This window comes from Aminobacterium sp., from assembly GCF_034926885.1.
Taxonomy (GTDB): Bacteria; Synergistota; Synergistia; order Synergistales; family Aminobacteriaceae; genus Aminobacterium.
In genome coordinates, this window is sequence record NZ_JAYFQR010000016.1 from 25634 (window position 1) to 44005 (window position 18372).

17 protein-coding genes are annotated in these 18372 nt (G+C 39.3%); 4 read left to right on the forward strand and 13 right to left on the reverse strand.

Annotation, left to right across the window (positions count from 1 at the left end; all coding sequences use genetic code 11):
* Window positions 1–4 precede the first annotated feature (4 nt).
* From VB083_RS07140 to VB083_RS07160, 5 genes are all read right to left on the reverse strand, one after another.
* The gene (locus VB083_RS07140) at window positions 5–1084 is read right to left on the reverse strand and encodes a biotin-dependent carboxyltransferase family protein (protein WP_323401906.1); all 1080 of its coding nucleotides are present in this window, start codon (window positions 1082–1084) and stop codon (window positions 5–7) included.
* Window positions 1081–1833: a 5-oxoprolinase subunit PxpB gene (gene pxpB / locus VB083_RS07145; RefSeq protein ID WP_213691252.1), complete on the reverse strand. Its 753-nt coding sequence runs from the start codon at window positions 1831–1833 to the stop codon at window positions 1081–1083. Before pxpB ends, VB083_RS07140 begins: the two co-directional genes overlap by 4 nt.
* Window positions 1834–1865: 32 nt before the next feature.
* The gene (locus tag VB083_RS07150; protein WP_213691251.1) at window positions 1866–3092 is read right to left on the reverse strand and encodes an NRAMP family divalent metal transporter; all 1227 of its coding nucleotides are present in this window, start codon (window positions 3090–3092) and stop codon (window positions 1866–1868) included.
* Between the two features lie 176 nt (window positions 3093–3268).
* Entirely contained in the window at window positions 3269–4309 is a 1041-nt protein-coding gene (locus VB083_RS07155; RefSeq protein ID WP_213696021.1) for a metallophosphoesterase, read from the reverse strand.
* Between the two features lie 147 nt (window positions 4310–4456).
* Complete coding sequence (locus tag VB083_RS07160) at window positions 4457–4657, reverse strand: cold-shock protein (protein ID WP_213691249.1); 201 nt, start codon at window positions 4655–4657, stop codon at window positions 4457–4459.
* 426 nt (window positions 4658–5083) lie between these two features.
* Between VB083_RS07160 and VB083_RS07165 the strand changes: the two genes are divergently transcribed.
* Window positions 5084–6097, forward strand: coding sequence for a homoserine dehydrogenase (locus tag VB083_RS07165; RefSeq protein ID WP_213691248.1), 1014 nt, complete (start codon window positions 5084–5086; stop codon window positions 6095–6097).
* Between the two features lie 110 nt (window positions 6098–6207).
* Entirely contained in the window at window positions 6208–7464 is a 1257-nt protein-coding gene (locus tag VB083_RS07170; protein WP_213691247.1) for a hypothetical protein, read from the forward strand.
* A gap of 54 nt (window positions 7465–7518) precedes the next feature.
* On the opposite strand, the gene VB083_RS07175 is transcribed toward VB083_RS07170, so the two are convergent.
* From VB083_RS07175 to VB083_RS07205, 7 genes are all read right to left on the reverse strand, one after another.
* A complete protein-coding gene (locus VB083_RS07175) occupies window positions 7519–8646 on the reverse strand; it encodes a C45 family peptidase (protein ID WP_323401907.1) in 1128 nt (375 codons plus the stop codon).
* 111 nt (window positions 8647–8757) lie between these two features.
* Window positions 8758–9639 carry an AraC family transcriptional regulator gene (locus VB083_RS07180; protein WP_323401908.1) on the reverse strand — a complete coding sequence of 294 codons (882 nt, stop codon included), beginning with the start codon at window positions 9637–9639 and terminating at the stop codon, window positions 8758–8760.
* Between the two features lie 26 nt (window positions 9640–9665).
* Window positions 9666–10889 carry an ABC transporter permease gene (locus tag VB083_RS07185; protein WP_213691244.1) on the reverse strand — a complete coding sequence of 408 codons (1224 nt, stop codon included), beginning with the start codon at window positions 10887–10889 and terminating at the stop codon, window positions 9666–9668.
* Entirely contained in the window at window positions 10883–11578 is a 696-nt protein-coding gene (locus tag VB083_RS07190; RefSeq protein ID WP_213691243.1) for an ABC transporter ATP-binding protein, read from the reverse strand. The genes VB083_RS07185 and VB083_RS07190 overlap by 7 nt, the downstream gene beginning before the upstream one ends.
* The gene (locus VB083_RS07195) at window positions 11556–12731 is read right to left on the reverse strand and encodes an efflux RND transporter periplasmic adaptor subunit (RefSeq protein WP_323401909.1); all 1176 of its coding nucleotides are present in this window, start codon (window positions 12729–12731) and stop codon (window positions 11556–11558) included. Before VB083_RS07195 ends, VB083_RS07190 begins: the two co-directional genes overlap by 23 nt.
* Window positions 12728–14002, reverse strand: a complete 1275-nt coding sequence (locus tag VB083_RS07200) for a TolC family protein (protein WP_323401910.1) — start codon at window positions 14000–14002, stop codon at window positions 12728–12730. Before VB083_RS07200 ends, VB083_RS07195 begins: the two co-directional genes overlap by 4 nt.
* A 168-nt stretch (window positions 14003–14170) precedes the next feature.
* Window positions 14171–14500, reverse strand: a complete 330-nt coding sequence (locus VB083_RS07205) for a cupin domain-containing protein (RefSeq protein ID WP_213691240.1) — start codon at window positions 14498–14500, stop codon at window positions 14171–14173.
* 147 nt (window positions 14501–14647) lie between these two features.
* On the opposite strand from VB083_RS07205, the gene VB083_RS07210 reads away from it, so the two are divergent.
* Window positions 14648–15766, forward strand: coding sequence for a M20 family metallopeptidase (locus VB083_RS07210; protein ID WP_213695570.1), 1119 nt, complete (start codon window positions 14648–14650; stop codon window positions 15764–15766).
* A gap of 49 nt (window positions 15767–15815) precedes the next feature.
* Here VB083_RS07210 and VB083_RS07215 read toward each other — a convergent pair whose 3' ends face one another.
* On the reverse strand, window positions 15816–16487 hold the full coding sequence (locus VB083_RS07215; RefSeq protein ID WP_323401911.1) for a phenylalanine--tRNA ligase beta subunit-related protein: 672 nt from the start codon (window positions 16485–16487) through the stop codon (window positions 15816–15818).
* 102 nt (window positions 16488–16589) lie between these two features.
* On the opposite strand from VB083_RS07215, the gene VB083_RS07220 reads away from it, so the two are divergent.
* A complete protein-coding gene (locus tag VB083_RS07220) occupies window positions 16590–18371 on the forward strand; it encodes a C69 family dipeptidase (RefSeq protein WP_213699840.1) in 1782 nt (593 codons plus the stop codon).
* Window position 18372: the final 1 nt, after the last annotated feature.

The following is an 18372-nucleotide window of genomic DNA, read 5'->3' on the forward strand; positions in this document are numbered from 1 at the left end:
AAAATCAATTTTCAATGCGTTCCCAGTCAACCATATAAGAATGTCCGTCCACAGTAAGCTTCCACGTACCAGACGAAACTGGCATTTCCGATTTATGCCCAATTGTGGAAGTTGGGATTCTTGTAATCCAGGTTGCTACATTTTGCTTTAGTTTGGAAACTTGACCAGCCTCTTTTTGGGTAATCAAAACAGCCTCTTCAAAGGATACTTGTTTAAAAGAAACCTTTTCTCCTGGCAAACGTTGTGCAATCGCCGAAATATCGGGAGAACATAGAACAGCTATTTTCGTATATCCCCCTGTCGTCTGACGATCAGCAAGCATCACAATTGGCTGTCCATGTCCAGGAACTTGAATAGAGCCAAGTGGAATAGCATCAGAAATAATGTCTGCTCCCTCTAGGTGCTCAACAACAGGTCCTTCCAAACGGTATCCCATTCTATCTGCAGAATCAGTAATTTTATATGATTCAGACAGAAATGTTTCTACTCCCTTAGGGGAAAATGCTTCATCCTGAGGACCTAGAACTACACGAAGGGGTTGACCTTCTCTCCGCTCAGGCAAAACATCGAAAGGACATTTGAAATCTATAAACCGCTGCCACAAAATATGAGGTTCACCAGTATTAAGAACGTCACCCTTTACAAGTGCGCGTCCATCAAAGCCACCTATATGAGCTCTAAGGTACGTTGAGCGGCTCCCCATAATAATAGGAACATTTATTCCGCCTGAAAAAACGACATATGCACGACATCCATTACCTTTCATGCCGCTAAAAGAAAGGATATCGCCTTCTTTAACTTTATAAACCGTGTTACAACACGAAGCTATTCCATTGATAGAGAAACCAAGATCAGCACCTGTAACAACTACAGCCCCCTCCCCTTCTAACACCGATAAGGTAGGGCCTAATACCGTCACTTCAAGACATGCAGCATCTTTATTGTTTCCCACCATAACATTGCCAATTTTCAAAGCAAAAAGATCCATAGCACCAGCAACTGGCATTCCTTTGCCTTGAAATCCCCATCTTCCCACATCTTGAACAGTCGTAAGCATTCCCGGCTGTATAATTTTTATCTTCATGCCGGAACCTCTCCTTTATTGAACATTTCGGGAGTATATGTTCCATGAGCAACCTGTATTTCGATATTTTTATACTCTTCCTCCGAAATGGGCTGAAAACGTATCCACAACCCGGCATCAACTAATGTGGGAGGCTCATGGCCTGCATCAAACATACGCAAAGGTGTTCGTCCTATAAGCTGCCATCCACCAGGGCTATCAATCGGATAAATTCCTGTCTGCTTACCGGCTATTCCCACACTTCCAGCAGGAATTTTTTCTCGAGGTTCCTTCAAACGAGGTGTCGCAATTGTTTCATCCATTCCACCAAGATATGAGAAACCAGGAGTAAAACCAAGCATATAACAGTAATAATCTGGAGAAGAATGCCGATTTATAATTTCTTCTTCCGTTAGTCCTGTATGATGAACAACATTATCAAGGTCCGGTCCAAAATCACGACCGTAACAGACAGGGATAATGATACCAACCCCTTTTTCAACACCTGACTCTGACTCTGCAGCAATTGCCAAACGCTTTAAAAGAGAAAGAAAATGCATTGGTTGTTCTACCTTTACAGGATCAAAGTAAATTGCAAGAGAGCGATATGTAGGAACGAACTCATGCACTCCGGAAATTTTTCTTTTTTCCAAAATACGCCGCAAAGCCTGAACTCTAGCATTGATTTCCAATCCAATGGAATTGCCGTATTCCACAATTATGCAACTATCACCAGCAAGAAGAACTTTCGGCCACTGTTGGTCTTCCAAATTACATTCACCTCCAACAGATCAGAATAGTTTTAAGAGAAAAGAGTAAAGATTTTTGTAAATGATTTTATACCCATCCAAAGAGTAAAAGCTGCCACTACATATCCTAAAACTGTCATCCATATTGGATGATGATAAGAACCCACTACCTCTTTCTTATAAGCAGCAAGAAGTACTGATACAAGAGACAGAGGAAGAATAAGCCCGTTAATTGAACCTGCAAAAATAAGAAGGGTGACTGGCTGTCCAATTGTAGAAAAAATAGTTGTTGAAACTACTATAAACCCAATCATCCACCATCTAAGATGTGTTTCTACTGTACTAAAGAGCGTTTTAAGAAAAGATATTGACGTGTATGAAGCGCCAATTACCGAAGTAATTCCAGCTGCCCATATAACTACACCAAAAACTTTATAACCTAACTCGCCCGCTCCAAGACGAAAAGCTGATGCAGGTGGATTAGCAGGGTCAAGTGTTTGCCCAGTAGCGACAACACCTAATACAGCAAGGAAAAGCAAAATACGCATAATACCTGTAATACCTATAGCATTAGAAGCCCCTCGTGTAATCGCTCCCAAATTTTCTTGCCCTACAATACCTGCGTCTATAATACGATGTGCCCCGGCAAAAGTAATGTATCCTCCTACCGTTCCACCTATTAGAGTTAAAATAATCATCCAATCAATTTTAGAAGGAAGGATTGCTTCTTTTACAGCAAGGGCAACTGGTGGTTTTGTGTTGAAAACCATATACAACACTAACGCAATCATCATAAAGCCAAGGATCTTGGTAAAAGTATCCATAGCTTTGCCAAGCTCTTTACGCAAGAAAAGGAGAACAGCGATAGCAGCACTAACGACAGCTCCTATTTTTAACGGAACGCCTGCTACTACATTCAGACCCATGGCAGCACCTGCAATATTCCCTATATTGAAAACAAGTCCCCCCAATGCTACAGCAAAGGCCAAAAAGTAACCGAGTCCAGGTAGCACCTTATTAGCAACATCTTGCGCACGCATGCCTGATACGGCAAGGATTCTCCAAATGTTGATCTGCACAATAAAACTTAAGATAAGAGAAAGAATTATTCCAAACGAAAAGGCGGCTTTTAAATTCTGCGTAAAAACCGCAGATTGTGTTAGAAACCCTGGTCCTATTGCTGAAGTAGCCATGAGAAAAGCAGCTCCCAACAAAACACTTAATGTTCCTTTCTTGTCCAGAGCTTTTTTTTCTCCCATCTCTTTCGTTGTACCGTTCATAAGCACCACCTCCAAGTCAATTTAATTTAATAGTATCATAAAGAAAAGTCAGGCTAGATTTTTTTATTTTATTTTTATAGAATTTTAAGGGAAATTTATGATAAAAACTTTTTATATATAAATAAGTAGTTTTTAAATAAAAAATAGATAGATTTGAAAGGAAAAACCGAAGAACTTCAATGTTGCTTTTCTTTATATTCAACCTTAAGTATAAGTAAAAGATGATAATAGCCTTTATTTTGAGATATATGTATAGACTCTTCAATTTCGTTACATGTAGATCGGCGGACAATAGATTGAAAAGCCATAATATCGTGAGCCTGAGGAGGTTTCCTAAATTTTAACCACATATTGAGCACTTCTCCATGCTGCTCTATTAATTTTATGAGAGATTTACTTTTGAGAAGAATTTGAGAAAGGCTATACGTGCATGTTTCTTTAACTGCTAGTTCCGTAGATTGCTCTTTATTTTCTACTTCAATAGGTAAAACATGGCGGTATACCCCCTGAAAAGCTCCTTGTTTTTTTGTTTGAAGAACGAAAGGAGGAGTTTGAACATGAAGATGACCAAAATACCATTTTTGAAAATGAAGACGAGGAATTAACGTATCAAAATAAATGGCTACTGGATCTCGAGGAACGTGACACGGATTGATCTGAACCCCAATATACTTTGTTCGTAACAACTCTATTAAAACAGATAAAGGTGCCATATGAGTAAATACATAATCGACATTCCAGTGTACGGCTTCTAAAGACTGCCATCCTCGTACAATTTCCTCCTCAGAAGGTATTTCTCTCTCCCACCATGAAAGGCCAGGCCTTCGAAAACATCTGTCTAAACTCAGTGCTCCTCCAAACGCAAAACACGAGCAACCAGCGATGGTATATATATAACCTCGCCTCAGATGAAATATTTTTTTGTCTTTTACTACTCCAACAGGGTTTCCAAAACGGATCTCCGTGGGAAGGGCGTCAAGTCTTGTAAAATTCTCGTGGTTTCCATCTATAAAAAGAGTCGTCCATGGCGCGGACGAAAGCCAATCCATCCATTGTATTTCTTTTTCTGTCGGTTCTGGAGCAAAAAGAAGGCCAAAATCACCTGCAATGAGCAAATAATCTTGCGCATTTAGATTTTTACCTATTGCATGATAAAAAGGCAACAACTCATCCATTTCTATGACTCCGTGCTTATCGCCGGTGACATAAAGGGACATGAATGCCTCCTTTTTTTACAAACTCTATTTTTTAATTATTATCACTGAAAATGACATCAAACACCAGAGAAAATCTCAAAAAATATAAAAAAAGGCGCCCTTAAAGGGCGCCTTTAACTATCTTCTGCCTAAAAACAATGTAAAATCTTACAGAGGTTTAACGTTGGCAGCCTGAGGACCTTTCTTGCCGGTCTCAATATCAAAAGAAACCTGCTGTCCCTCGTCAAGAGTCTTAAAACCATCAACCTGGATCGCGCTAAAATGAACGAAATAATCTTTTCCGTCCTCACCTGTTACAAAACCATAACCCTTTGTGCCGTTAAACCATTTTACTGTTCCTTGTGTCAAAATGTTGCCTCCTAAAATGTTTTTACTGCAACTTTCCCGCAGCTTGGTAAGCATACAGGTTTTCTGTATATTTGTCAAGAAATTTTTTTTCAATCAATAAAATATCCCAATTTCATCTTTTACAAATACATATATCACCTGGTCACATTACCTCCCCTTGCCATCAATAAATCAACGGCATTCCAATTGACATGAACCAAACATTATGTTACCTTCTTTAAAATTTTTAACGTCTGAAAGGAGGAGTATTCGTGTTTCAGTTACATAACAATAACAACGTAACAATAACTACTATGACGACATGCGGAGACCCTCCTGGAGTGGCGGGCGATTAGTTCGCTCTGCTTCGAAACTTCAGCCGGGGGTCTCCGCTTTATATGGAGATCCCCGGCTTTTTTATTTTACGATGAAAAGAGGAATGAAATTATGAAGGTTTGGGGACTATGTTTTATTGGTTTTGGCAATGTAGGTCAAGGACTTGCACGTATTTTAGTACGAGAAGAAGAAAACCTTTTTAGCCACTTTGGATTCCGTTTCAAGACAATAGCAGTAGTTACAAAAAGTAAGGGAAGCCGTGTTGATCCTAATGGGTTGTCACTATCCAAACTTCTTGATGAAATAAACCATGATCAAACTCTCGGACCTTGTACTATTACCCCTGAAGAAGCTATTTGCCTACCAGAAGTAGATATTGTAATAGACGTAACTCCGACTAATTTAAAAAACGGTGAACCAGGACTGTCTATTACAAAAAAAGCGTTACAAAGAGGAAGTCACGTCGTTACAAGTAATAAAGGTCCGGCATCTTTAGCTTTGAAAGACCTTTTAAAAATTGCTTCTGAACATAAAAGCAAGTATCGCTTTGAAGGAACAGTTTTAAGTGGCACACCCGCAATCAATTTAGCGAGAGAATCCATGGCTGGATGTCATATTACTGAGGTGCAAGGTATCGTTAACGGAACAACAAACTACATTCTCACACGCATGGAAGAAGGGCTGGAATATGACGATGCTCTTAAAGAAGCTCAAGCTCTCGGATATGCAGAAGCAAATCCTGAGGGCGATGTTGATGGCTGGGATGCTGCCGTAAAAGTTCAAATTATTGCGAGTGTCTTCATGGGAAAATATATCTCCCTAAAAGATATATCCCGAGTGGGGATTTCTGGCTTGAAACGAAAAGATATAGAAAAAGCTCTTTCCCAAAACGAACGTATAAAGCTTGTAGCGAAAATAGTACAAAATTCGGGGCAGATTTTTGCCTCCGTCGCTCCTGTCTCCCTTCCCTTTTCCCATCCGCTATCGGGAGTTAATGGTGCAACAAACGCAATAACACTGACAACTGATAATCTTAAGGATGTAACAATAATAGGGCCTGGGGCGGGGAGAGAAGAGACAGGACAAGCTCTTCTTTCTGACATTATTTCGATTGTTACTCACTAAGGATTTTTGTAATATCTACTATTACTTGTTAAAATTAAGCTATTAATAATTTTTCTGAATAGTCTGGCTTCATAGGGAATGTCATTTCATATGTGAGGAGGAGTTTAGATATGACCCACCAAGAATTCAGTATCACCCCTGCTATTCTTGAGGATATTAATAACTTTCTCACTGATCCACACAATGCTTCTTTATCTGATCTACGCAGAGTCGTTTCCAAATATGGAACAGTAGCTGAGATCAACGAAAAAGCATGCGAAGCTGGAAAAATCGATACCCTTGTTAAAAAACTGGAACGAATTCAATGTTCTTATGTCAAAGATTTGGAGTGGCTTGCAGGCATCAAAGAGGAAGGGCGCTTTATTTCTCTTTCGGAGTATCGTTCTCGTATAGCTCCTGATCGTCCAGTTTGGAGTTATGACGAAACAAAAGCCCCGACATTAGAGATTAGTGCCCTTCAATATTTTCCATGGCTCATAGCAGAAGCAAAACAAGCGATAGAAAAAGGAGAGATTCTTCCAGGTCGATTTATTCGCGTTCGAAAAATGAAAGAACAAGAAGCAGATAATGGAGATTTGCCAGCTGTCAGAGCAGCCATAAAAATATTGGGGGCAAGTTGCGTAGAAACATTAGATACAAAAGGAACAGACGGTTCTAACATTCACTTAGGAGGACCAGCTACTATTACGGGATATTTTGGTGGTATCGGACAGCCTAATGGGCATCCTCTTAAATGGATAGATGAAGTTCTTTATTATTACGTAAATTACGGAGTAGATGAAGTTCTGAACATCAATCCCGGAACGGTTTTTCTCGGATATCTCCTCTATAAATTGGGAGTAAACATTCGATTTAAAATTTCCGTTTTTATGGGAAATGATAATCCCTATGCAGTTTTGTGGACATTATTAGCAGCTCGACTTTTCGCGAGAGAAGATGGATCAACGCCACTCGCTGGCTTTAATCTTTCTAACTCTATCGATGTTGAACATCTTGCTAAAGCAGCTGCTATCCGCAAAGAGCTTAAACTTGAAGAGCAAGTTCGGATAGAACACCACATTACTGAAACGTGGAAAAGTATCGTCCTACAACCTTATAACAGAAGAGAGGATTTACTTAAACTCGTGGAAACTATACCTAATATCTCTGCCAAACATGAGGGTGGAAACCCAGAAGACGAAGAACAGCTTACTCATCCATCAGACATTCTGGATTATTTCAGAGATAAAAAGGAAATTGAAGCTTCTGGAGATTGGAATGCCCTTTCTTTAAACTATCTTTTAAAACATAAAGCAGTAAACAGCACTGCAGAAGCATTGACCAAGGCTGGTTTCTCATTTATTGCAGCAGGAGTACATCGTCTCTAGCAATTTACTATATAAATAAAGGAGGCCGTTCCTAAACGGCCTCCCATAGAACTTTTATATAAACTTCCAAAAGTCTGAATCTGCTTTTTCAAGAGGGATGGAGACCTCATATAATCGCGGCAAAGAATTAAAATTAATATGATATCTTGGGTTTTTTACAGGGGAACCAAAAGAAACGAATAATCCCTTTTCCGTTGCATCATAAATCACAGATCTCAATGTTCCTAGGTACTCGTCATAGAAATGAAGGCAAAGTCCCTCTGGATAAGGTGTGGATAATAAGTTCTCGATATCCGAGTACCCTATTCCTTCTTTTCTTCTCTCGAAGAAATTCTTTATGATATTAAATCGTACCAAAGAATTCTCCATAATTTTATCATCGCACTTTGCCATTTCAGACGAAATATAGTGATTTGTCGAGAACAACCCGAGAAATGGAGATGCACCACCTTTAACAACGTGTGTAACATGCTTTTGAGCTCCATAATATTCAATTATTGCAGCATTTCCTTCTTCGTCGGCAATTAAAAAAATAGTATTTCCACAAAGAGAAATATCCTGAGAAAGCTCAATTGCCTCTTCCACTGTTGCACATCGCTCAAGTAATGTTCGTATAAGAACCCAAAATTGAACTCCTGTTTGAAGTGGCGGGCGAGGAGGAACACCTGCTCCAACAGGAATACCTCCAGCTGTCATAGTAATAGTAAGACCATGCTCATTTATGCCTTCTTGATAACCGAATAACATTACAGAGAAACCTATAAAAGCGTAGCAACCAGCTGATTTTACGGTGCAAAGCATCAAATCATCACATTTATCTGTAAAATCATAGTTGCGACCGACAAGAACGTGATTATTTAAAGTCTGAGAGGGGGAAACATATAGCTGACTACAATGACATCTTTTTAAATATGAGGCATTATAGAATGTTACATCACGAGGAGATATATGAAGTTCATCTGCCATTCCCATAATTTCCTCATTCAACCCTGGACAACTACATTCTATTAGTTTGTGTGATTCTTTAAATTCTTCTTCCGTCATCTTAAGACGACCTGAAGACATGCAACGTACTAATTCCTTGTTATGTCGTATTAAATCTGCTTTTTGCCGGCCTATTTCATAATGGGATCCTTCTAAAATAACATGCCTAAATTCTGTGCGCCTTACTCTTGGTTGCACATATAACGCCTCCTTCAATCATTTTTAACAATACACATGGTAGAAGAAAGACGTTTCTATTGCTTTACGATTTTTGCTATTAATTTTGCCTTTCTTGCTAAACTTTTTCCTTTAAATAGGTTTAAGTGGAATACATACCTCTATGGTATAAGTATAACCATTTTCTTCACTCGGAAGAGCCCGATAAAGTTCATACGAAAAAGTATCTGCTGGCTGATACCCATTTTCTGGAAACCACTTTCCGTAAAGATATCTATAAGCAAGACGTATCTCTTCTGCATGGCAAACTGCACGACCAACAGCATATTCGCCAGAAGGAATATACTCTTTTCCTACTCCCCTATCGCTCTCAGTAATAGCTACATTATCAGGAACAACAACACATGCATGGTAGCGACATTTTTCTTCTTGCGTAATTGTAGGATCATCAAAAGATACACCGATCATAGTTGTACTGTCTAGCAAACAACGTTCCCTTCCCCAAGACATCAATTTATTCCATGCCTTACAAATGGAAGAGAGGGAATATCCTTTCAAATTAGCAACATAGGCAACAGTGTATCCGGGAAGATTCTCTATACTAACTTGAAGGTGTATCTTTTTCTCTATAGCTTCCGCATCAAAGGCAAAAACATGCTGTTTCCCTTGTACTTCTCCACCAGAATCTCTATATTTTGATCCGGAAACACCATAATATTTTTTAAATGCTCTTGCAAAAGTTGCAGGCGACGAAAAACCACATGAGAAAGCAATTTGAGTTATAGATAAATTATTCATTTTTGTAAGCATATTTGCAGCTTTTTCTAGTCGTAAACGAGTTATATATTCATAGGGAGTTTCTCCCACAATAGACGTAAAAATTCTGTGAAAATGATATGGAGAAAAACACGCTATTTGAGAAATATCCTGCAACTTCAGTTCTTCGGAAAGATGTTGCTCAATATATGCAACTGTTTCCTCTATTCGATATACGTAATTGGAAGAACCAGACATTTCATCACACGCCTTACTTTTACTATTTATTCATATCTCAGCGCTTCTATAGGGTTAAGTAAGGAAGCTTTATATGCCGGATAAAAGCCAAAAAATATACCTACGCATCCGGAAAACCCAAAAGAAAGGACTATAGAAAGAATCGAAATATCGACAGTCCACCCTAATATTTTTGAAAGAGCTTGTGCGCCAGCAATGCCAAGAATAATTCCTGAAACACCTCCTAAAAGGGAAAGAGTCAGTGCTTCAACGAGAAATTGCAATCTGATATCTGTTCTTTTTGCACCTATCGCCATACGGATTCCTATTTCGCGAGTTCGTTCGGTTACAGATACCAGCATTATGTTCATTATTCCAATACCACCAACTAAAAGAGAAACACCTGCCACCGCAGTCAGAAGTAAGCTCATTACTCGTGTTGCACTCTTTGCATTTTCAACCATTTGCGCCAAATTTCGAACTGTGAAATCATTTTCCTCTCCTGGTCTTATACGATGTCGCTGAGCTAAAAGAGCTTCTATCTGCTCTTGTGCAACCTCTAAGTGTTGACTAGATAGAGCTTTCACAGAAATAGATGATGTCATCCCCATTTTAGGTGGACTCACCAATCTTCTTTGTACCGTTGTTATGGGAACAAGAACAACATCATCTTCGTCTCGTCCCATTGCACTTTCACCTATTTTATCTATAACACCAATAACAACCATGGGAACCCCTTTCAAACGAATGATTTTCCCGATGGGATCTTCTGTAATAAAAAGATTATCGACAATTGTCTGCCCGATAATACATACTTTCGTTGCACTCCGTACATCTTGCTCTGTAAAAGTTCTTCCAGAAGCGAGAGTCCAATCCCTAACGAAGAGGTAATCCGACGTTGTACCTATAATCCTCGCTGGATAATTTTCATTGCCATAAACCGACTGAAAACTTCCGCCGTAGTATGGAGCAACATATGAAACAGCACTACATTCAGTTCGAATTGCATCTGCATCACCTATCGTTAAAGTATATGCAGTGTAACTTCGAGACCCTCCTACTGCACTTGTTTCAGGACGAACAATTATCATATTGCTTCCCAAACTTGAAAAACGAGCCGCTATCTCCTTGTTGGCCCCACTCCCTACAGCAAACATAATTATCACGGCCATAACGCCAATAACAATACCCAGCATTGTTAATGCAGATCTGGTCTTATTAGCTCGAAGAGAACGAAAGGAAATTTTTGCTGTTTCAAATACGCTTAACATAACGATTCCACTCTTTCGTCTTTTATAAGGATTCCATCTTTGAGAGTAATTATTCTTGAACCAAATTGGGCCATATCGCGCTCGTGGGTTACTTGGATAATAGTTTTTCCTGACTCTCTATTGAGACGAACAAAAAGATTCATAACATCTATTCCCGTTTTACTATCGAGATTTCCTGTTGGCTCGTCTGCAAGTATAAGAGGAGCATCATTTGCCAAGGCTCTTGCTATAGCTACTCTTTGTTGTTGTCCACCAGAAAGCTGCTGTGGTTGATGATCTGCCCTGTCTTCCAGACCAACTATGCTGAGAGCATGATGAGCACGTTCATGACGTTCTTTTGTAGGAATCCCGTTATAGAGCATAGGAAGCTCCACATTTTCAAGAGCAGACATTCGAGCAAGTAAATTAAATCCTTGAAAAACAAAACCTATAGTGTACTTGCGTATATCTGCCAATTGGTTCTCATCAAGTGTTGCTACGTCCTCTCCATTAAGATAATAATGACCTTGAGAAGGAACATCGAGACACCCGAGAATGTTCATGAGTGTTGACTTTCCAGACCCAGAGGCTCCCATAATGGAAAGGAATTCCCCTTTCTCTACAGAAAAAGATACCTCTTTAAGTGCTGTTACTTCTACTTCTCCTAAAACATACTTCTTACTAATATTATCGACGCGGACCAGGCACAAAGGGAGACCCTCCTCCGTTACTCTTTCCAGCCATTACACTCGTAACAACATTCATCCCTTCTTGAACCTCTCCTGAAATTTCAGTGTATAACCCGTCAGAGATACCAATTGTTACATTAAGTGGTTTAAAAATATCTCTCTCATAAACCCAGAGTGTCCTTTGAGACGTTCCATTTCCATTTTTTCCATTTGAGACAAGAACATCAGAACTTGGTTTAAATCGGAGCGCCGCATTTGAAACCTTCAAAACACCCATTTTCTTTTCAACAATAACAGAAACATTAGCTGTCATTCCTGGCATAAGCTTCAGTAGAGGATTTTCTACCATTACGATAACAGTATATGTCACGATGTTTCCATCAGTATTTGGAGCAAGCCTGATTTCCTTTATTTTTCCTTCAAAAGAAAGATCTGAATACGCATCAACTGTAAATTCAACGTTTTGGCCAGCTTTTATATAGCCAATGTCTGCTTCATCTATGTCTGCCTCTACCTTCATTTGTGTCAAGTCTTCCGCAATCGTAAAGAGTGTAGGAGCAGATTGGCTTGCATTGACAGTTTGACCAACTTCTACAGCCTTGTCGATGATAACGCCATTAATAGGTGAATTTATTTTTGTATGCCCTAAGTTAATCTCTTTATTTTTTAAATTTGCTCGAGATTGAGCTAAACTTGCGTATGCGGCATTTAACGAGGCAAGAGCAGTATCTAACTCTGTTTGTGCCGTATCAAGTTCACTTTCTGCTATAAGATTTCGCGTAAATAATTCTTTGTTTCTATCTCTTGTCTTTCGTGCATTTTTTACAGTAGCTTCAGCCTTTGCAATATTTGCCCGAGCTGCAAGGACATCAGCCTTCGCAGTTTCCACAGCAGCTTCAAGGAGAGCCGGATCTATTTCAGCTATGAGTTCTCCTTTTTTAACGATAGTATTGAAATCTACATAAATCGCTTTGATGGTTCCAGAAACTTGGCTTCCTACATTGACAGTATTTACTGCCTGAAGGCTTCCTGTAGCAGATACCGTCTTTAAAAGATTGCCGCGAATTATGGGAACAGTTTCTACTGTAGTTGCTTTAGAAGAATCTTTTCTAAAGAAGAAAAAAGCCCCTGAAATCAATACAATTAATACAAAAAGAGATAACCATTTTTTCATTCCCAACTTCCTCCTACAGCTTTTTCAAGAGCCGCCAACGCTCTACGATGAGAATAGAGAGCAGACCAATACCCTAACTTCGCTTCTTTATATTTTTCAGTAGCATCTGCTACCTCAATAGGTGAACCTACTCCGACTTTATACCTATTTTGTGCTATGTCTAGATTTTCCTCAGCCTGTTTTACAGTTTGTAGAGCTACTGCCAAAACATGGTGCGAATCTGTAAATTCCAAGTAAGCTTGTTCTACTTCCTTATAAATTTCTAAGCGAATAGCCTCATTTTCTGCTTCACTTATAACTATTTCCGATTTTGCTTGCTCTATTTTAGCCGCTTCAAGACCACCATCCAAAATTGGAAACTGAAGAGAAACTCCAACAGACCAATCCTCTTCCCCACTAAAACGTTCACCACCAAACGAATATTTACCTGACGCTTTTATCTCTGGGGAATTTTCTTTTGCCGTTAACTTCAGATTTTTCTGCGCAGCGAGAAGACTACTGTCACTCGCCAAAAGGTCTGGCCGTCTTTTCAAAGCCATAGTCTGAACATCATTAAGAGAGAGAGCAAGTGAAGCCTCTTCTTCTATATCCTCAAGAGTATAAGTAGGAGCATTTGAAAGTCCCATAGCATTGTTAAGAGTTGTTATTGCAGTTTTAATTACCGTCTGAGCTTTAGCAACTTCAAGTTCAGCTTTACTTTCCTCAACCTCAGCAGTCGTTACATCATATTTTGATACAGATCCTACATCATAAAAAGCTTGCGCTTGTTCACGCAGCAAGGTATATAGCCTCAAAGTCTCTTCTGCTACATCCAACTTTTTCTGAGCTTCCAAAGCATCAAAGTATGCATTTTTCACGTCATATACAACTTGTTCTTCCGTCGTTCTAGCTTTCTGCTCACTGCCCTCCCGACCTATTTGTGCAACCTTTTTCTTCAACGCGGTCTTTCCAGAATCAGATATTAATTGTGAAAGATTTAAATTTGAGGAATAAGCATGATCTCTCTGAGTTCCTGAAGCATCTTGCCGACTATAGCTACTGGAGAAATCAAGACCTGGCCTTTCTTGTGAAAGAACCTGTTCAACCTGACTATCAGCAACGTTAATCTCTGCAAGGGCTTTTTTAATATCAGGATGGTGAGTTTTAGCTATAGAAAGACATTGTTCAAGGTCTAGAGATGAGGGAAAAGAAGAGATACTCCCTCCAAGCAAAACGGAAGGATTATATACACATAAAAACGCCGTTAAGATCAAGCAAAAATACCTTTTCACACGAGATTCCTCCAAGAAAAATTATTAGTGTACCAGACTGGAAGCCACACCCCTTTTATACAATAAGATATCTGAAATACAATAAGTGAATTTGCCGATTAATCAAAAAAGAGGTTGGCCAAAATAATCAGCACAACCTCTCAGGCTCCAAAGTTATAGAAGAGATATTTATGAACGAATCATTACAAGAGCCATTTTAAAGCTCTCAACAGCCCTTAAACCATGAGGGATCTCTGCCGGCATAATAAGCCATTCACCTTGTTCAAGAATTTGTGATACTCCATTAAGGCTTATCTCTACTTTCCCCGAAATAATTTCTACTAAAGCATCGTAAGGAGCTGTATGTTCACTGAGAGCCTGACCTTTATCAAAGGCAAAGAGTGTTACCGTACCAGTAGGGTGATCTACAAGAGTTCGGCTCACAATAGCTCCATCTTGAACTTCAACCATTTTTTCTGCTTCAAACTTTTTTCCCTTTTCAAACGTTCTCTGACTCATCTTGTCACTCCTTCACTAAATAGGCTAAAACCAGTACGTTTAAATTATGCTAGCATAAATCCTACTATTTTTGTAGTGTTTGATTCCCATTTATACTCATGCTATATTGATGAAATCAAAAATCAGTTCAAAGGGGTGTTCAATATAATGCAACTTTTTGATGAACAACAGTTCCTTAAAGATCTGGAAAATCTGGTCAATATAGATAGCGGAACCGCTTATGTTTCTGGTGTCGAGCGCGTCGCAACCTTTTTTAAAAACGAGTTTGAAAAGTTGGGATGGAATGTACGCGCCCATAACTTTGATCCGTCAGTCGGTCCATGCCTTGAAATAAGCAATACAACATCTTCTAACTACGATGTTATGCTTTTAGGACATATGGATACGGTATTTCCAGAAGGAACTGCAAGTGAACGTCCTTTCAAAATAGAAGACGGCAAAGCTTTTGGACCTGGAGTCGTTGACATGAAATCTGGGTGTCTTTTTGCCCTGTATGCAGCAAAAGTATTTCAAAAATGTGATAAGGTCCCTTCTATTTGTGTCGCTTTCAATAGTCACGAAGAAGTTGGTTCTAAATTTGCCCGCAAGTGGATTGAGGACACCGCCGCAAAAAGCAAAAATGTTATCGTTCTTGAACCGGCGAGGGCTAATGGTAATTTAGTTAATCAGCGAAAGGGAATTGGTCGTTATACTGTTGATATCCTTGGTAAAGCCGCCCATGCAGGAGTTGAACCGGAAAAAGGTATTAGCGCCACTCAGGAATTAGCCCACTGGATTTTAGAAATACATAAACTTTCAGATCCTAAAAAAGGAACAAATCTTAACGCTGGTTGCGTCACTGGAGGTACCGCTGCTAATGTTGTACCGGAAAAGGCACAGGTCGTATTCGATATGCGAGTAAAATCCGCTGAAGAAGCAACTAAAGTCGCAGAAAAATTTGAGTACCTTCAAAGAAACCCCTTCTCCGACGGAATAAAGATCGAAGTTACGGGAGGCATGACAAGACCTCCTATGAACCCAAGTCTTTTGACTCTTGAGCTATGTCAGAAAGTAGAAGAAATAGCAGCTACTCTTGACATCTCATTCCAGTGGCAATCCACAGGCGGGGGCTCAGACGGTAACTTCACAGCAGCTATGGGGATTCCAACTATAGATGGAATGGGCCCCGTCGGAGGCAGAACTCATAGCGTAGATGAATACATGGACGTAAAAAGTCTTAATGACAGATTTACACTCTTGATTCAACTTCTAAAAGATTTAGCATAGTATAAAGGGTTCTTGTTGGGGATGGTACGCAAATACCTGCCATCCCTTTTTAAGGATATATAGTTAACAATTCGACAATAGAGCGAGGAGAAAAGAGAAGAACATTATTTTTTATGTCGTTGAGATGGACTAAGGTGTTTTCCTTATCTATACCTTTGGGTGCATAAACTGTAAAGAGAACATTTTTCGTTTCTGTAGAAATAGAAGTGCGCTTATCTGGTCCATAAATAACGCTAGAAATAACGCCTGTATCGTCACACATGAGCATATCATTATCACAGGCAACTTTCTCTTTTTCATTCATCAATGTATAGCAAATGTCTCCATTTCCAATATCAACGTTTATTGGGAAGTCAATTTTATCAAGATCATGACCTGCAGTGAGCAACATATTTTTTAGTTCTGCCATAAACATAGCTGTAACAAGACAATTAACAATAGGAATGTTTTTTCCTTTTGAAGCAATCGACTCAATTTGATAGAGCACCGGATAATTTTGACCGAATGACTTAAAATATGCGTCGTAAACATCGAGAATAGGCTGGTTTCGCAGTTCTAACCGAGACATATTACCGTATTTTTTTCGTAAGTTTTCTTCGAGGTCCACTCGTATCTTGTCAAGACAATCATGGCATGAGGCATTTGTTACTCCCTTAAGAATCAAAAAGCCAACATAAGATTGAGGAAACCTTCTCCGGAATGAGTCTGTTAATGTAATCATACACATCCCCCCCTGATTTAATCCTCATAAATAGTGTAACATAACGATTAAATAGATTATATATTGAAGAAAAAGTTCCTACATCGAAAGGAGTTTTTATCTATGGTATTTCTGATAGTACTATGCGCCTCTATTCTATTGATTTCTTTTTTTTCTTCAGAAAAAGCTTATGGGTGCAGCGGTCTAGTTTTAGGGAAAAATATTTCTCCAACAGGTAGAGTTCTTGCGGCTCATAATGAAGATGACAGTAATAGACTTCTTGTTCGGCATGGGCTTATCCCATCACGACAGCATACTTCTGACAGTATTATTATTGCCGAAGAAGAATCTGCCCGCATTCCACAAACCCCTTCCACCTTCGGACTATTTTGGACAGAGGTACGAAATGAAAGAGGACTTTCAAATGCTGACTTTTTTTATAACGACCATGGTGTAGGAATCTTTAGTGACAGTTGTAGACAAATTAGAGCTGATCACGAACCTGATATCGCATATGGTGGAATTGGCTACTCACTTCGCCGCATCATTGCAGAACGAGCTACAAGTGCCAATCATGGAGTAGAAATTGCCATAGAACTTATCGAGAAATATGGATATCGAGATTCTGGCCGTTGCTACATTATCGCCGATGCCAATGATGCATGGATGGTTCAAATACCTCATGGACAACACTATTGCGCTGTTCGAATAGATGACAATGAAGCGGCCTTTATTCCTAACCATTTCACTATACGAGCTGGAGTTTTAGAGAACAGACCCTTCTATTGTTCCAAAGACCTACTTAACTATGTAAAAAGGAAAGGCTGGGTTTCTGCGGAAATATGCCAAGAAAAAGAATTGGACTTTGCAAAGGCCTTTCAACATCCTGATCGATGGCGCCATCCATTTAACACTTTCCGCCATCGTCATGCATTAGAAATTCTTACGCAACGAGAATGGCTTTGCGACGAAGAGCTTCCTTTCGCAATAAAGCCCGAAGAGAAAATAACCATATCTCAAGTAAAAGCTATTTTGCGTTCTCATTATGAAAATACTCCCGATTACTCAACAACGAATTTCGCGGGGAATTCCCCTCATCACAGTTCTTTACGAAAAATCTGTGCTGGAACAACTATCGAAGGTATCATCGCAGATTTAAATCCAATAGCTGAACTTACATGCCTTTGGATTGCCATGGGGCGACCCTGTTCACAACTGTTTATTCCTATTCATGGAGGGGTTAATACACTTCCCGAAGAATTCACCCCTATAGAAAATCCAGAAACAGCCTTAGAAAAACATTGCCAAAGAGATAGCGATTTACTTAACATTGATGATAAAAATTGGTGGAATATTACGCAGCGCCAGACATGTATCGATCTATATCATGAGGAAATCCACTCGTTACTACAAGAAAAACTTAACCTTTGGGAAAAAGAACTTAAAGAAAAAGAAGAACAAATTCGTAATAAGGCCCAAAAACTCATCAAAGAAGAGAAAAAAGGGGAAGCTTCCAATATCCTTACCTCTTGGGCTCGCCAAATAGCCCTAGAATCAGAAACTAAAATGAAAGAGGTTCTTTCTTCATTTCCTATTTATGTAGCTGAACCTCATATGAAAGAGATAAGAAAAGATGACTATTCTTCTGAACTTGAAATAGAAATACCTCTTCGGGAGGAACCTCTTGAGAACTCTATTCGCATGGGACAAGGAGGACTTAGTACTGAAGTTTGGGCAAGACCCATAAAAGGTAGCCTTATGAAAACAGATCAAGGATGGTCTCTGAAATTTAGAGTTAGAGAATTAGCAGAAAAAGCACATATCTGTCGTGCCGATTTTTGGCTGGCTGGACGCAACATAAATGAGAAAATCTTTGTTGCTAAGAGTGTTATTACTGTAAAGTAGC

Bases quoted from the DNA above. Each gene is read 5' to 3' on its own strand.
- VB083_RS07205 (WP_213691240.1), bottom strand. From the start codon at position 14,500: ATGAGTCAGAGAACGTTTGAAAAGGGAAAAAAGTTTGAAGCAGAAAAA.
- VB083_RS07215 (WP_323401911.1), bottom strand. From the start codon at position 16,487: ATGATTACATTAACAGACTCATTCCGGAGAAGGTTTCCTCAATCTTAT.
- VB083_RS07220 (WP_213699840.1), top strand. From the start codon at position 16,590: ATGGTATTTCTGATAGTACTATGCGCCTCTATTCTATTGATTTCTTTT.
- VB083_RS07185 (WP_213691244.1), bottom strand. From the start codon at position 10,889: ATGTTAAGCGTATTTGAAACAGCAAAAATTTCCTTTCGTTCTCTTCGA.
- VB083_RS07210 (WP_213695570.1), top strand. From the start codon at position 14,648: ATGCAACTTTTTGATGAACAACAGTTCCTTAAAGATCTGGAAAATCTG.
- VB083_RS07140 (WP_323401906.1), bottom strand. From the start codon at position 1,084: ATGAAGATAAAAATTATACAGCCGGGAATGCTTACGACTGTTCAAGAT.
- VB083_RS07195 (WP_323401909.1), bottom strand. From the start codon at position 12,731: ATGAAAAAATGGTTATCTCTTTTTGTATTAATTGTATTGATTTCAGGG.
- VB083_RS07155 (WP_213696021.1), bottom strand. From the start codon at position 4,309: ATGTCCCTTTATGTCACCGGCGATAAGCACGGAGTCATAGAAATGGAT.
- VB083_RS07165 (WP_213691248.1), top strand. From the start codon at position 5,084: ATGAAGGTTTGGGGACTATGTTTTATTGGTTTTGGCAATGTAGGTCAA.
- VB083_RS07180 (WP_323401908.1), bottom strand. From the start codon at position 9,639: ATGTCTGGTTCTTCCAATTACGTATATCGAATAGAGGAAACAGTTGCA.
- VB083_RS07150 (WP_213691251.1), bottom strand. From the start codon at position 3,092: ATGAACGGTACAACGAAAGAGATGGGAGAAAAAAAAGCTCTGGACAAG.
- VB083_RS07170 (WP_213691247.1), top strand. From the start codon at position 6,208: ATGACCCACCAAGAATTCAGTATCACCCCTGCTATTCTTGAGGATATT.